The sequence below is a fragment of the Pseudoduganella umbonata genome (assembly GCF_014192225.1).
GTDB classification, from domain to species: Bacteria; Pseudomonadota; Gammaproteobacteria; order Burkholderiales; family Burkholderiaceae_D; genus Rugamonas; species Rugamonas umbonata.
This window is the reverse complement of the sequence record NZ_JACHXS010000012.1, coordinates 1-13,214: the sequence shown is the minus strand read 5'-3', so window position 1 is coordinate 13,214 and position 13,214 is coordinate 1. Positions and strand designations below refer to the sequence as shown.

At 62.7% G+C, this 13,214-nt stretch carries 14 protein-coding genes; 9 read left to right on the top strand and 5 right to left on the bottom strand.

The annotated features are described in order from the left end of the window. Positions 1-55: 55 nt before the first annotated feature. Genes rph through FHS02_RS25175 form a run of 3 tightly spaced genes read right to left on the bottom strand, consistent with a single transcriptional unit; the run spans position 56 to position 2,758 of the window. Positions 56-790 carry a ribonuclease PH gene (gene rph / locus FHS02_RS25185; protein WP_137314252.1) on the bottom strand — a complete coding sequence of 245 codons (735 nt, stop codon included), beginning with the start codon at positions 788-790 and terminating at the stop codon, positions 56-58. 30 nt (positions 791-820) lie between these two features. Next, the gene (locus tag FHS02_RS25180; RefSeq protein ID WP_137314253.1) at positions 821-1,750 is read right to left on the bottom strand and encodes a PP2C family protein-serine/threonine phosphatase; all 930 of its coding nucleotides are present in this window, start codon (positions 1,748-1,750) and stop codon (positions 821-823) included. A 6-nt stretch (positions 1,751-1,756) separates the two neighbouring features. After that, positions 1,757-2,758, bottom strand: a complete 1,002-nt coding sequence (locus tag FHS02_RS25175; RefSeq protein WP_137317459.1) for a serine/threonine-protein kinase — start codon at positions 2,756-2,758, stop codon at positions 1,757-1,759. A 99-nt stretch (positions 2,759-2,857) separates the two neighbouring features. On the opposite strand from FHS02_RS25175, the gene FHS02_RS25170 reads away from it, so the two are divergent. The 4 genes from FHS02_RS25170 (at position 2,858) to FHS02_RS25155 (ending at position 7,202) form a co-directional block, all read left to right on the top strand. Then, complete coding sequence (locus FHS02_RS25170) at positions 2,858-3,748, top strand: YicC/YloC family endoribonuclease (protein WP_137314254.1); 891 nt, start codon at positions 2,858-2,860, stop codon at positions 3,746-3,748. 90 nt (positions 3,749-3,838) lie between these two features. Continuing rightward, complete coding sequence (gmk, locus tag FHS02_RS25165) at positions 3,839-4,480, top strand: guanylate kinase (protein ID WP_137314255.1); 642 nt, start codon at positions 3,839-3,841, stop codon at positions 4,478-4,480. A 176-nt stretch (positions 4,481-4,656) separates the two neighbouring features. After that, positions 4,657-4,860, top strand: a complete 204-nt coding sequence (gene rpoZ / locus FHS02_RS25160; RefSeq protein ID WP_131144361.1) for a DNA-directed RNA polymerase subunit omega — start codon at positions 4,657-4,659, stop codon at positions 4,858-4,860. Positions 4,861-4,922: 62 nt separating this feature from the next. Next, positions 4,923-7,202: a RelA/SpoT family protein gene (locus FHS02_RS25155; RefSeq protein ID WP_137314256.1), complete on the top strand. Its 2,280-nt coding sequence runs from the start codon at positions 4,923-4,925 to the stop codon at positions 7,200-7,202. Between the two features lie 93 nt (positions 7,203-7,295). On the opposite strand, the gene FHS02_RS25150 is transcribed toward FHS02_RS25155, so the two are convergent. Next, the gene (locus tag FHS02_RS25150) at positions 7,296-7,934 is read right to left on the bottom strand and encodes a transposase (RefSeq protein ID WP_137314257.1); all 639 of its coding nucleotides are present in this window, start codon (positions 7,932-7,934) and stop codon (positions 7,296-7,298) included. 212 nt (positions 7,935-8,146) lie between these two features. Further along, positions 8,147-8,704, bottom strand: a complete 558-nt coding sequence (gene greB, locus FHS02_RS25145) for a transcription elongation factor GreB (protein WP_137314258.1) — start codon at positions 8,702-8,704, stop codon at positions 8,147-8,149. A 53-nt stretch (positions 8,705-8,757) separates the two neighbouring features. On the opposite strand from greB, the gene FHS02_RS25140 reads away from it, so the two are divergent. From FHS02_RS25140 to FHS02_RS25120, 5 genes are all read left to right on the top strand, one after another. Further along, positions 8,758-10,206 carry a sensor histidine kinase gene (locus FHS02_RS25140; protein WP_137314259.1) on the top strand — a complete coding sequence of 483 codons (1,449 nt, stop codon included), beginning with the start codon at positions 8,758-8,760 and terminating at the stop codon, positions 10,204-10,206. Further along, on the top strand, positions 10,203-10,850 hold the full coding sequence (locus FHS02_RS25135) for a response regulator (protein WP_137314260.1): 648 nt from the start codon (positions 10,203-10,205) through the stop codon (positions 10,848-10,850). The genes FHS02_RS25140 and FHS02_RS25135 overlap by 4 nt, the downstream gene beginning before the upstream one ends. Positions 10,851-11,020: 170 nt before the next feature. Next, on the top strand, positions 11,021-12,598 hold the full coding sequence (locus tag FHS02_RS25130) for a GGDEF domain-containing protein (RefSeq protein WP_137314261.1): 1,578 nt from the start codon (positions 11,021-11,023) through the stop codon (positions 12,596-12,598). A 31-nt stretch (positions 12,599-12,629) separates the two neighbouring features. Beyond that, positions 12,630-12,818 (top strand): hypothetical protein, encoded by a 189-nt coding sequence (locus tag FHS02_RS25125; RefSeq protein WP_137314262.1) that lies wholly within the window; start codon positions 12,630-12,632, stop codon positions 12,816-12,818. Positions 12,819-12,896: 78 nt separating this feature from the next. Next, positions 12,897-13,214 (top strand): flagellin N-terminal helical domain-containing protein (locus tag FHS02_RS25120; protein WP_443094249.1); only part of this gene is annotated, 318 nt, incomplete at its 3' end.

Here is a 13,214-nt window from a genome sequence, read left to right as displayed (position 1 = left end):
ATTTTGAAATGTTTCTCAAAAAATGGTGCCTGTCACCGGTTTTCGGGCAACTATTTTACCCCGCCAGCCCCAGTTCGCGCTTCTGCAGCCGGATCAGGTCGGCGATGCCGGCGTCGGCCAGGTCGAGCAGCCGGTTCATCGTGGCGCGGTCGAAGGCGGCGCCCTCGGCGGTGCCCTGCACTTCGACGAAGTGGCCGGCGTCCGTCATAATCACGTTCATGTCGGTATCGCAGGCGGAATCTTCCAGGTAGTCCAGGTCGAGCACCGGGGTGCCCTGGAACACGCCGACGGAAATCGCGGCGACGAAATGCTTCACTGGAACGGCAGGGATCGCGCCCTTCTCCACCAGCTTGGCGAACGCGTCGTAGGCGGCAACCATTGCGCCGGTGATCGATGCGGTGCGGGTGCCGCCGTCGGCCTGGATCACGTCGCAGTCCAGGTGCAGCGTGCGCTCGCCGAAGCCTTGCAGGTCGAACGCGGCGCGCAGCGAGCGGCCGATCAGCCGCTGGATCTCCTGCGTGCGGCCGCTTTGCTTGCCGCGGGCGGCTTCGCGGTCCATGCGCGAGTGCGTCGAGCGCGGCAGCATGCCGTATTCGGCCGTCAGCCAGCCCTGCCCTTTGCCCTTCAGGAAGCCCGGCACTTTTTCCTCGATGCTGGCGGTGCAGATCACCTTGGTGTCGCCGCATTCGATCAGCACCGAACCTTCGGCATGCTTGGTGTACTGGCGTGTCAGGCGCACGGTGCGCAACTGGTCGACGGCGCGGCCGCTCGGGCGGGTGTCAATGGTCATGGACGCTGGTATCGCTTTCTGTTTGAGAGATTATTTGAGTAACTGCGAGGATTTTTCGATCGCCAGGCGGATCTCGGCAATGGCCCGGTCGATTTCGGCTTCGTCGAACGGATCCGCGGGCGCGATCGTGGTACCGAGCCCGCCGCTGGCCAGCGATTCGGTGAAGACCATCGTCGACCCGGCGGAGGCCCGCGCGTCGGCCCGTGCGTCGCCCCCAGTATCGTCCGGCTCCTGCCAGGCGATCGCCAGGCCGGTGACGTTGTCGCTGCCGGCGCCGGCGACGCGCAGCGCATGGCGCAACAGGCCCGGCATGGCGCGCTCGACGGGGCTGGTGGACAGCGCGGCCACCAGTTCCTGCTCCGGCAGCACGGCCCACAGGCCATCCGAACATAATAGCATCACGTCACCACTCACCAGATGGGCCTGCCGCGACAGCTCGACCCTTGGCGCGGTATCCGCGCCCAGGCAGTTGTACAGCTTGTTGCGGTCCGGATGCGTATGGCGTGCCGATTCCGGCACGCGGCCGGCATCGATCATTTTCTCGATGTGCGAATGGTCGCGCGTGCGGGCCAGGATGCTGCCGCCGCGCAGCAGGTACAGCCGCGAGTCGCCGCAGTGCGCCCAGGTGGCCGTGTTGTGCTGCACGATGCACGCGACAATCGTGGTACGGGGCGTTTCCATGCCGTGCGCCGCGGCATGGCGGTGGATTTCGCGGTGCGCCGCATGGCACGCATCTTCCAGGAAGCGCGCCGGCCCCTTTACATAAGGATCGGCCTGCTGCTGGAACAGCGCGGAAATCGTTTGCAGCGCGATCGTGGCAGCCACTTCGCCGCGCGGATGGCCACCCATGCCGTCCGCCAGGACCAGCAGCAGCGCATCGCGGGTGTAGCTGTAGCCCATCCGGTCCTGGTTCATGCCGCGCCCACCGATGTGGCTTTCCTGATACACGGAAAATCGCATGGCGCCCTATCCCTGCACGGTATCGGCAGGTTCGCCGCGGCGCCGGGCCCGCAGGCGGCGCGCCAGCGTGCGCAGCCGGGCGAACGTGCCCGCCGGGGCCGGGAACACCGGTGGGGGCGGCTCCGTTTCCAGCGCCTGCAATGCCTTCTGCATTTCAAACAGGCTTTGCGGGCGGTCCAGCGGGTCGGACGCCAGCGCGCGGCGCACCAGCGCGACCAGTTCCGCCGGATAGCGTCCGGCCAGTTCGGCGAAACGATGTTCCATGCGGTCCGCCTTGCGCCGCTCTTCCGCCGGCTGCGGCGGCGCACCGGCCATGCAGGCGTACATCGCGGCGCCGATGCCGTAGGCGTCGGTCCATGGACCCAGCGGCGATGTCTTGATCGTCAGTTCGGGCGCGGCAAAGCCGGGGGTGTACATCGGCGTCAGTGTCAGCGCGCCGGAATCGATGGTGCGGCGCGCCGCGCCGAAATCGAGCAGCAGCGGTGTGCCGTCGCCGCGCAGGTATATATTGGCCGGCTTTAAATCGAGGTGCAGCAAACCATTGGCATGCACTTCGCGCAATCCCTTCAATACCTGGATGAAAACCTGGCGGATAAATGCGGGGCCGATTTGCCCGCCTTTCGCGCGCTGCCGCGAGATTTGGTCCTGCAAAGTGTGGCCGGATTCATACGCCATTACCATGTACACGGTATCGTGCGCGCGGAAGAAATTCAGTACCCGCACCACATTGGGATGGGCGATTTTCGCCAGTGCCCGGCCCTCTTCGAAAAAACATTTCAGCCCGAGCCGGAACACCGGCAGATTTGCCGGTGAAACGACAGGCGCCAGTTCTCCCTCTTGACGCAATGCCAATGCGCTTGGTAAATATTCCTTGATGGCGACCGCATTGCCCTCGCCGTCATAGGCAAGGTAGACGATACTGAACCCGCCGGACGCAATTTTCTTTACAATGCGGTATCCAGCCAATTCCAGCCCATCCGGCAACGGGACGTTGTTTTGTGCAGCCATGCATTTCCTCGCCTCAACGACGCCACCAGACCGGATTGTGTGGACAAAACCAGGCATTTGTAAAGACCAAATCGGGGATATCCATTGAGCATTTCCAGCATGACGGGCTACGCGGTTGCCACCAGCGAAAGCGCGGCGGGAACTCTGACCATTGAAATCAAGAGCGTCAATTCCCGTTTTCTCGACCTTCAATTCCGCATCAACGATGATTTGCGCGCGCTCGAACCCGACCTGCGCGCGGCGATCATGGCCGCCATCACGCGCGGCAAGGTGGAAATCAGGTTGAGTTTCGGCCGCAAGGCCGCCGGTGCCGGCACCCAGGCGTTGAATATTGCGCTGCTTAATGAACTGGCGCGCCTGCAGAACGAAGTCACCACGCACTTCGCCGGCGCACACGCGATGTCGGTGGCCGAACTGCTGCGCTGGCCGGGCGTCGTCGAGGAAGCCCAGATCGGCCAGGAAACGCTGCAGGCCGACGTGGCCTCGCTGATGGCGAAAACGGTCGAAGCCTTCGTCGGCAGCCGCCAGCGCGAAGGCGCTGCACTGGAAGCGATGCTGGTCTCGCGCATCGAGGCGATGGAAGGCATCGTCAGGCGCATCACGCCGCTGATCCCGCAGGTGGTGGCGGCTTTCCAGCAGAAGGCGATCGAGCGCATGCAGGAAGCGCTGGGCCTGGCCTCGCAGGGATCGAACGCGGCGCTGTCGCGCCAGGATGCGATGGAACGCATTCGCCAGGAAGTGATCCTGTATGGCATCCGCATCGACGTGGCCGAGGAACTGGGCCGGCTCTCCGCGCACCTTTCCGAAACGCGGCACATCCTGAAAAAAGGCGGCCAGGTCGGCAAACGGCTGGATTTCATGATGCAGGAGCTCAATCGCGAAGCCAACACGCTGGGCGCGAAAGCCTCCGTCAAGGAGCTGGCGGACGCGTCGATGGAATTGAAGCTGCTGATCGAACAGATGCGCGAACAGGTGCAGAACCTGGAGTAAGAAGCTCAGCACATCGCGGGCAGGTGAAAATATCGATTGCCCTTGGTAAAATACGCCTTTTGGGCCATTGCCCGCGAATCGGAATTGAACATGAATCAACACTTCTCCGGCAGCCTGTTCATGGTTGCGGCCCCCTCCGGCGCCGGCAAGTCCACCCTGGTCAATGCGCTGCTGGCGCAGGAGCCGGCGATCAAGCTGTCGATTTCGACGACGACGCGGCCACCGCGTCCGGGTGAGGAACATGGCCGTGAGTATTTCTTCACGACCACCGAGGATTTCATTGCCCGCGCCGATGCCGGCGAGTTCCTCGAATGGGCTGAAGTGCACGGCAATTACTATGGAACGTCGCGCCTGTTCGTCGAGGAACAGATGCGGGCCGGTACCGACATCCTGCTCGAAATCGACTGGCAGGGTGCGCGCCAGGTGAAGAAGCAGTTCCCCCAGGCGGCCGGCATCTTCATCCTGCCGCCATCCATCGCGGCACTCGAGGAACGGCTGCACAAGCGCGGCCAGGACGAACCGCATGTGATCACGCGGCGCCTGCTGGCGGCCGGCGGCGAAATCGCCCACGCTCCCGAGTTCGAGTATGCTATTATCAATGAAGAGTTTCCGGTCGCCTTGCTTGAGCTGAGCGCGATCGTCCGATCGGCCCGTTGCCGGTTTGCGCAACAGGCGGCCCGCAATGCATCGCTGTTTGCCCAGTTGGGTATTCACGCCGAGCAGCACGGATAACAACAAAGTCATCCGCACGGCGACCAGTACGCATAACAGCACGATTCAGCACGATTTCAGCGCGATAATCAGCACGACTTACAGTTTCCAGAACGCATGTTCCAGACGTTTTCAACACCGCGTTGACAGACAGCGTTTACCGATTCATCCTTTCCAGAATTTGTCCAGGAGTTACCATGGCCCGTATTACGATCGAAGATTGCCTGCAGAATGTGCCGAACCGCTTCCAGCTGACCCTGGCCGCAACCTACCGCGCCCGTCAACTGCTGCAAGGCCACACCCCGAAGGTGGAAGCCAAGGACAAGCCGACCGTGCTCGCACTGCGCGAGATCGCTGCCGGCAAGGTCGGCATCGAGATGCTGAAAAAGGTTCCGATGTAATTTGGCACCCCGGATTCACCGCACCGCCACAGGTTCACCAGTTGAATTACACTGCGAACACCATGAACCTGAACTCCACTGAATCCGGCATCACTGAACGCCCCGCTTCGCGGGGCCGCCGTTCGGCCGCCCGGCCGGACGCCGATGCCGGCCAGCCCCCTGCCATTTCCACGTCTCCCCTCGCCGCGCCGATGACGCCCGCGGGCGTTGCCACGATCAGCCACCTGACCGAAAAACTTGCCGAGTACATGACCGAGGCCGACCTGAAGAAGGTCAAGGAAGCCTACCGGTTCTCGGACGAGATGCACCTGGGCCAGGTGCGCAAGTCGGGCGAGCCGTATATTTCGCACCCGATCGCGGTGGCCGAGATCTGCGCCGACTGGAAGCTCGATGCCCAGGCGCTGATGGCGGCGCTGCTGCATGACGTGATGGAAGACCAGGACGTCAAGAAGGAAGAGCTGATCGAGCGCTTCGGCGCGCCGGTCGCGCAACTCGTCGACGGCCTGTCGAAGCTGGAAAAGATCGAATTCCAGAGCCAGATCGAAGCCCAGGCGGAAAACTTCCGCAAGATGCTGCTGGCGATGGCGTCGGATGTCCGCGTCATCCTGATCAAGCTGGCCGACCGGCTGCACAACATGCGCACGCTGGACGTGATGGCGCCCGCCAAGAAGCAGCGCATCGCCAAGGAGACGATGGAAGTCTACGTGCCGATAGCGCACCGCCTCGGCCTGAACAACATCTACCGCGAGCTGCAGGACCTGTCGTTCTCGCATCTCTATCCGCTGCGCTACCACGTGCTGGCGAAGGCCGTGAAGGCCGCGCGCGGCAACCGGCGCGAAGTGGTTGGCAAGATCCTCGATTCGGTAAAGAACACTCTCGGCATGGCCGGCATCCACGCCGAAGTGTATGGCCGCGAAAAAACGCTGTACGGCATCTACAAGAAGATGCGCTCGAAGCACCTGACGTTCTCGCAGGTGCTCGACGTGTACGGCTTCCGCGTCGTCGTCGACAGCTTCCCGAACTGTTACGTGGCGCTGGGCACGCTGCATTCGCTGTACAAGCCGATGCCGGGCAAGTTCAAGGACTATATCGCCATCCGCAAGCTGAATGGCTACCAGTCGCTGCACACCACGCTGATCGGTCCGTACGGCACGCCGGTGGAATTCCAGATCCGCACGCAGGAAATGCATCGCACCGCCGAGTCCGGCGTGGCGGCGCACTGGCTGTACAAGAACAGCGACGCCAACATGTCCGACATGCAGCAGCGCACCCATGCGTGGCTGCAGTCGCTGCTCGACATCCAGCAGCAGACGGGCGACTCGGCCGAGTTCCTCGAACACGTGAAGGTCGACCTGTTCCCCGACTCCGTGTATGTATTCACGCCGAAGTCGAAGATCATCGCCATGCCGCGTGGCGCCACGCCGATCGATTTCGCGTATGCGATCCACACGGGCATCGGCGACCATACGGTTTCCGTCACGATCAACGGCGAACCCGCGCCGCTGCGCGCCGAACTGCGCAACGGCGACATCGTCGAAGTGGTGACCGACCCGAACTCGCGGCCGAGTCCCAGCTGGCTGTCGTTCGTCCGCACCGGCAAGGCGCGCTCGGCGATCCGCCATCACCTGCGCACCATCAACCTGCCCGAATCGATCGGGCTGGGCCGGCAACTGCTGCAGCAGGCGCTGGCCGGCATCAGCATCTCGCCGGACTTGCCGGAACCGCTCGTGGAGCGCCTGCTGAACGAATCGTCGGCCAAGTCGATGGACGAGCTGCATGCCGACATCGGCATCGGCAAGCGCATGGCCGCGCTCGTGGCACGGCACATCTTCGGCCTGCTGGGCGGCGAGTCCGCCTCGGTGCCGATCGACCACAACTCGGCGGCCGACCTGGACCCGGTCACGATCTACGGCAGCGAAGGCGTATCCGTGCAGCTGGCACCGTGCTGCCTGCCGATCCCGGGCGACCAGATCATCGGCCAGTTGCGGCGCGACCAGGGCCTGCAGGTCCATACCTCCGACTGCAGCGTGGCGCGGCGCCAGCGCCAGAAGGAACCGGATCGCTGGATCGCGGTGAAATGGGGCACGGAACTGAACCGCCGCTTCGACAGCCGCATCCGCCTCTTGATCAACAACGAAAAAGGCATCCTCGCGCGCGTGGCGGCAGAGATCGGCGAATGCGACGGCAACATCACCTTCGTCGGCATGGACGAGGACAACGACCACGTGCTGCACCAGCTGCGCTTTACCATCCAGGTGAAGGACCGGGTGCACCTGGCCGGGCTGCTGCGCAATGTGCGCAAGGTGACTGGCGTGAACCGGGTTTCTCGCGAGCGGGGATAACTCGCCGGCGTCGGCTTGGTGTAAAAATAGGGACGGACCCTGTTTTTCAGGAAATTTCCTGGAAAACAGGGTCCGTCCCTATTTATTTTGTCTTTATTGTTTTCGAGGCCGTCCTCGTAATGGGGGAGGTAATCCGGGAATGGCGTCGGCGGCTGTGGCTTTTCGAATATCGTCGAACAGCCGGTCATCCGTGTTATTGAACAGCCCTCGGTAGTACTCCGCCCTTGTCTGCACGGTGCTCCCAAAATCCAGGTACAACTGATGTGGCCGGACCAGCTCATCATGACGCAAGCCCGCATTCTCGCGGTAGCTGGACCATGGGTACTGGGCAACGCTGTTGACCATTGCTGCACGGACAGGATTTAGCTCGACGTACTGCTGACAAATGATCAGGTATTTTTCCGTTGGCACCGGGCACGACTTGAAGCGGCCTTCCCAGACCGTGCCTGTGCGTTTCAGCCGCTCGTTCAGGTATTGGGTGTGGTGCTGAGCGAGGGCCTTCATGAAGTCGCCCACCGTATCCGGTTGCTCGAATGAGATGAGCAGATGCACATGATTGGTCATCAAAACATATGCATGCACCGAAATATCCATCAGTTCGACATTCTTGCGCATGCAGTAGAGATAAGCACGGTAGTCATCATCGAGATGGAAACATGGCTGCCGATTGTGTCCTCGCTGGGTGATATGAAGAGGAACTGCAGGCAGAAGCAGGCGGGCGCGGCGTGGCATGACAACTCCGTTGTGTAAGTCGCCAGACTTTGCCACTCATACGGTCTGCAGGAGCTGAGCCGCCTCAGCAAACCAGACGTGAAAATAGGGACGGACCCTGAAAATAGGGACGGACCCTGTTTTTGGACGTGAAAATAGGGACGGACCCTGAAAATAGGGACGGACCCTGTTTTTGAAGAAATTTCCTGAAAAACAGGGTCCGTCCCTATTTTTTATTCAGGTGCCGGGTAACTCACTTCCAGAATCTCCAGCTCCTCGGTCCCGGTCGGCGTATGCAGCGTGACGGTATCGCCTTCGCGTGCCTTGGTGATCGTGCGGGCGATGGGGGAGATCCAGCTGACCTTGCCCTTCAGCGGGTCGAATTCGTCGATGCCAACGATCGTGATCGTGTTTTCCACGCCGTCCTGGTTGCTGTAGGTGACGGTGGCGCCGAAGAAGATCTGGTCGCTGCCGTGGTGCACGCTGGGGTCCACCACTTCGGCCAGGTCGAGCCGTTTCGTCAGGAAGCGGATGCGGCGGTCGATTTCGCGCAGCCGCCGCTTGCCGTAGATATAGTCGCCGTTTTCCGAGCGGTCGCCGTTCGACGCGGCCCAGTGCACCACCTTGACCACCTCGGGCCGGTCGACGTCGATCAGCTGCAGCAGCTCGTCCTTGATGCGCCGGTAGCCGCTCGGGGTAATGTAGTTCTTTGCGCCGGCCGGAATCGGCGGCGCCAGCTGGACGTCGTCGTCATCGTCCTGCTCGGTTTCTTTTACAAATGCTTTGTTCATTGGGTTGGTGTTTCCCGTATCATCCTGCCAATACGGAACGATTGTACACATTTATGAGCATTGTCCATTCCTGCCACGACGTCGTATGGCAAGCCACCCGTTCCCAACTCTTCCTGATCGATCCGCATACGCTGCACCTTCTCGACGTCAACCCGGCCGCCGGCCGCCAGACCGGCAAGGGAGCCGGCGACGACTTCGCCGCCATCGCACCCGCCCTGCCCCGCCAGCAGTTCGACGCAGCCCTCGACAGCGGCGCTGCCGTCGAAACCGTATTGGCACGGGCCGATGGCACGCGCTACCGGGTGTCGCTGCGCCTGGCCGGGGTGCGCGACGGCGACCGGAACTGCGTGCTGGCGATCGCCGACGATGAAACCGCCGCCGAAACGCTGCAGCAGGCGCAGACCCGTTTCGACACGATCGTGTCGCATACGCCCGGCCTGGTCTACCAGTTCCGCCGCGAGCCCGATGGCCGCGTGTCGTACCCTTACCTGAGCGAAGGTTGCCAAGCGCTGCTCGGCATGCCGGCGGCCGAACTGGCGGCCGACCCGGAACGGTTCGCCCGGCTCGTGCTGCCGGACGACCGCCAGTCCTACCTGGATTCGATGACATCGTCCGCCGGCACGCTGTGGAGCTGGAACTGGGAAGGCCGCATCTGGATCGAGGCGTGGAAGGATGTCAAGTGGATCAACCTGCGCGCCACGCCGCACGTGCTGCCGGGCGGCGCGGTGCAGTGGGAAGGCATCATGACCAACATCACCGAGAGCAAGCTGGAGCAGATGGAAGTGCGTGCCAGCCGCGCCCGGCTCGCGGAGCTGACCGCGCACATCGAGAAGGTCAAGGAGCAGGAGCGCACGCGTATCGCGCGCGAGATCCATGACGACCTGGGCGGCAACCTCACCGCCATCAAGATGGCACTGGCAATGCTGGCGGCCCGGCTGCCCGACGGCGACGCCGTGCTGGCGGAAAAGGCGGCCTATGTCGATGAACTGGCCGACCGCACGATCGATGCGGTGCACCGCATCACGCTGGACCTGCGGCCCTCCATCCTCGACTTCGGCCTGGTTGCCGCGCTGGAGTGGCAGGTCGAGGAATTCGCCGTGCAGGCGGGCCTGGCGTGCAGGTTCCAGACCAACGAAAAGGATGTCGAACTCGATTCCGACCAGGCCACCGCGCTGTTCCGTATCGTGCAGGAAGCGCTGACCAATATCGCCAAGCACGCGCATGCTTCCAGCGTGACGGTACGCCTGCACAGCACGCGCCGGCACGTCGACGTGAAGATCACCGACAACGGCCGCGGCATCCGTGCCGCCGACCGCACCAAGGCGGGCTCGTTCGGCTTGCGCGGCATGGCCGAACGCGCGCGGGCGCTCGGCGGCACCCTGAACCTGTCCCACGCGCCGGGCGGCGGCACCGTGGTCGCGATCAGGATCCGCCGCGCCGGTGACGAGGGGCTGGAAGCGGCTACAATTCGGCCTGCAATCACGAAACAGGACGTACCATGAGCGACAAGGCAGCCATCAAGGTTTTCATCGCCGACGATCACGCGATCGTGCGCGAGGGCCTGAAGCAGATCCTCGCCGATACCCGCGACATCGTGGTCTCCGGCGAGGCGGAAAACGGCAGCGATGCGCTGCGCCTGTTCCGCAAGTCGGGCTGCCACGTGGTGCTGCTCGATATCTCGATGCCCGACCGCAGCGGCATCGAGGTGCTGAAACAGATCAAGAAGGAAAAGCCGGAACTGGCCGTGCTGATGCTGTCGATGCACCGCGAGGACCAGTACGCGATCCGCTCGCTGAAGGCCGGCGCGGCCGGCTATCTGACCAAGCAGAGCGCTCCCAAGGAACTGGTCACCGCGATCCGACAAGTCGCTGGCGGGTTAAAATACATCAGCCCCGCGCTGGCCCAGGAACTGGCCAACCACGTGGGCGAGGACCACGAAGCGGCACCGCACGAAACGCTGTCCGACCGCGAGTACCAGACGCTGACGCTGATCGCCTCCGGGATGACGGTGGGCGCAATCGCCAAGGAACTGTCGCTGTCGGTCAAGACGGTCAGCGAATACCGGTCGCGCCTGCTGGTCAAGATGAAACTGAAGAACAGCGCCGAACTGACGCACTACGCGATTCGGAACGGTTTGATTGACTGACGGCTTCACCTGCTGAAAGCTTGATGAGCCGATTGTCGAGCCGTATGCAAACCGGCAACTTCTGGTTCTAAAAATAAAGCAAATAAGCCTCGCTGATCCTTGTTTCGTCACTTTCATCGTTGCCGTAACATCCAGGCTATTGGTAAATCATAGTAAAGGCTGTACGCCAGATGTCGAGCAAACCCCCAGGTCACGCGGACCAGAACCCGGCCGAAATCGCGCGCGAAGCATTTCGCCGCCTGGCGGTGCGCCGCATCTCCCCCACGCCGGACGCCTATCGCGACATCTACAACGAGATCGCCGGTATTCCCGCGGCGGCGCCCGTGGTGGCGATCCCGGCCGACCCGGGCCCGGAAAACGTGCTGGGCCGTTTTGCCGCGCGGATGTCCGAGCAGGCTTCCGGCGAACTGGCCGATTTCGGCCGCCGCTTCAACCGCGCCGTGAAGACGCGCGACTGGGATGCCTATGCCACGGCGTTGTCGCAGCTGGCCGAGCGGCCCGTGAAGAAAGCCGGCGGCATCGAGCTGGCACCGATGGAAGAAGGCGAGCAAACGCGGCTGCTGCGTGACTTGCTCAGCCGTACACTGACGCTGGCCGTGGCCTCGCTGCTGACGACTTCACCCGCGATGGCGGCCGAAGCGGAAGCGCTGGGCGCCGCCACGAAGGAAGCCCATACCGAGGCGGACCTGTCGGAAATTGCCGTGCGACTCAAGCAGCTGTGCTACCAGATCGAGCTCAAGCACGGCGACACGGCCGAGCAGCAGGAACTGCTGCTGCGCCTGTTCCGCCTGCTGCTGGAAAACGTCAGCGAATTACTGGACGACGATTCCTGGCTGCGCGGCCAGGTCGACACCGTGCAGGCGCTGATTGCCGGCCCGCTCGATGCGCGCACACTGGAAGCGGCCACCCGCAGCCTGAAGGACGTGATCTTCAAGCAAAGCCAGCTCAAGCACAGCGTGGCCGACGTCAAGGCCACTGTGAAGAACATGGTGATGACCTTCATCGACCGGCTCGGCCAGGTCGCCGCCTCCACCGGCGATTTCCACCAGAAGATCGGCGCCTATTCGGAAAAGATCAGCCATGCCAACGACATTACCGAGCTGAACCAGATCCTCGACGAGGTGCTGCACGAAACCCGCGTGGTGCAGAGCGAGGCCCTGCAGGCCCGGGACAACATGGTCAGCGCACGGCAGGAAGTGCAGGATGCGGAAGAGCGCATCAAGGCGCTGGAAACGCAACTGCAGCACATGAGCGAACTGGTGCGCGAAGACAGCCTGACGGGCAGCCTGAACCGTCGTGGCCTGGACGACGTGTTCGAGCGCGAAACGGCGCGCGCCGACCGGCGCGGCACGCCGCTGTGCGTTGCGGTGCTGGACCTGGACGATTTCAAGAAACTCAACGATACCTACGGCCACATCGCCGGCGACAGCGCCCTGAAGCACCTGGTGAAAGTCGTCAAGGAAACCCTGCGCTCGATGGATGTGATCGCCCGCTTCGGCGGCGAGGAATTCCTGATCCTGCTGCCGGAGACCACGGTGGATGCGGCCGTTGCCACCATGACCCGGCTGCAGCGCGATCTGACCCGGCATTTCTTCATGCACGAAAACGAAAAGCTGCTGATCACGTTTTCCGCCGGCGTGGCGCTGCGCCGGCAAGGCGAAGACCAGGCCGCCCTCGTCAAGCGGGCGGACGGCGCGATGTACACGGCAAAGAAGACGGGCAAGAACCGGGTCGTCGTGGCGGAGTGACAGGCCGCGGCTGTCCTGGATGGTTGTAGTGATGAGCCCGGCGATGCCGGGCTTTTTCTTTTGTCAGCAGCTTTTGTCATCAACTTTTGTTATCAACTTCCGCCAATTCCTGCTCTACAGTAAGCATCGCGCAGGCATTTCTCCAAAAAAACTCGATTTCCTGGAAAAAACCCTAAAGCTTTCCGCATGGCATCCGTTATCTGGAACAACAGCGGCTTGATCGTCACAAGAACAGCGTGACGGGCCAAAGTGGAACGAGCAAAGCGCCGAATCAGCAGTACCGTATCGGAGAGTTACCATGGCATCGGTCATCAACACCAACATCGCTTCCCTGAATTCGCAACGCAACCTGTCGGGCTCGCAAGGCGCCCTGTCCACGTCGCTGCAACGCCTGTCCTCCGGCCTGCGCATCAACAGCGCAAAAGACGACGCGGCCGGCCTGGCGATTTCGGACCGCATGAACTCCCAGATCCGCGGCATGAACCAGGCGACCCGCAACGCGAACGATGGCGTGTCGATGGCGCAAACAGCCGAAGGCGCCCTGTCCTCGTCCGGCGACATCCTGCAGCGTATCCGCGAACTGGCCGTGCAATCGTCGAACAGCACCAACTCGGCT

Excerpts from the sequence above, each read along its gene's own strand:
- rph (WP_137314252.1), bottom strand. The coding sequence starts at position 790 with ATGACCATTGACACCCGCCCGAGCGGCCGCGCCGTCGACCAGTTGCGC.
- FHS02_RS25180 (WP_137314253.1), bottom strand. The coding sequence starts at position 1,750 with ATGCGATTTTCCGTGTATCAGGAAAGCCACATCGGTGGGCGCGGCATG.
- FHS02_RS25175 (WP_137317459.1), bottom strand. The coding sequence starts at position 2,758 with ATGGCTGCACAAAACAACGTCCCGTTGCCGGATGGGCTGGAATTGGCT.
- FHS02_RS25170 (WP_137314254.1), top strand. The coding sequence starts at position 2,858 with ATGACGGGCTACGCGGTTGCCACCAGCGAAAGCGCGGCGGGAACTCTG.
- gmk (WP_137314255.1), top strand. The coding sequence starts at position 3,839 with ATGAATCAACACTTCTCCGGCAGCCTGTTCATGGTTGCGGCCCCCTCC.
- rpoZ (WP_131144361.1), top strand. The coding sequence starts at position 4,657 with ATGGCCCGTATTACGATCGAAGATTGCCTGCAGAATGTGCCGAACCGC.
- FHS02_RS25155 (WP_137314256.1), top strand. The coding sequence starts at position 4,923 with ATGAACCTGAACTCCACTGAATCCGGCATCACTGAACGCCCCGCTTCG.
- FHS02_RS25150 (WP_137314257.1), bottom strand. The coding sequence starts at position 7,934 with ATGCCACGCCGCGCCCGCCTGCTTCTGCCTGCAGTTCCTCTTCATATC.
- greB (WP_137314258.1), bottom strand. The coding sequence starts at position 8,704 with ATGAACAAAGCATTTGTAAAAGAAACCGAGCAGGACGATGACGACGAC.
- FHS02_RS25140 (WP_137314259.1), top strand. The coding sequence starts at position 8,758 with ATGAGCATTGTCCATTCCTGCCACGACGTCGTATGGCAAGCCACCCGT.
- FHS02_RS25135 (WP_137314260.1), top strand. The coding sequence starts at position 10,203 with ATGAGCGACAAGGCAGCCATCAAGGTTTTCATCGCCGACGATCACGCG.
- FHS02_RS25130 (WP_137314261.1), top strand. The coding sequence starts at position 11,021 with ATGTCGAGCAAACCCCCAGGTCACGCGGACCAGAACCCGGCCGAAATC.
- FHS02_RS25125 (WP_137314262.1), top strand. The coding sequence starts at position 12,630 with ATGAGCCCGGCGATGCCGGGCTTTTTCTTTTGTCAGCAGCTTTTGTCA.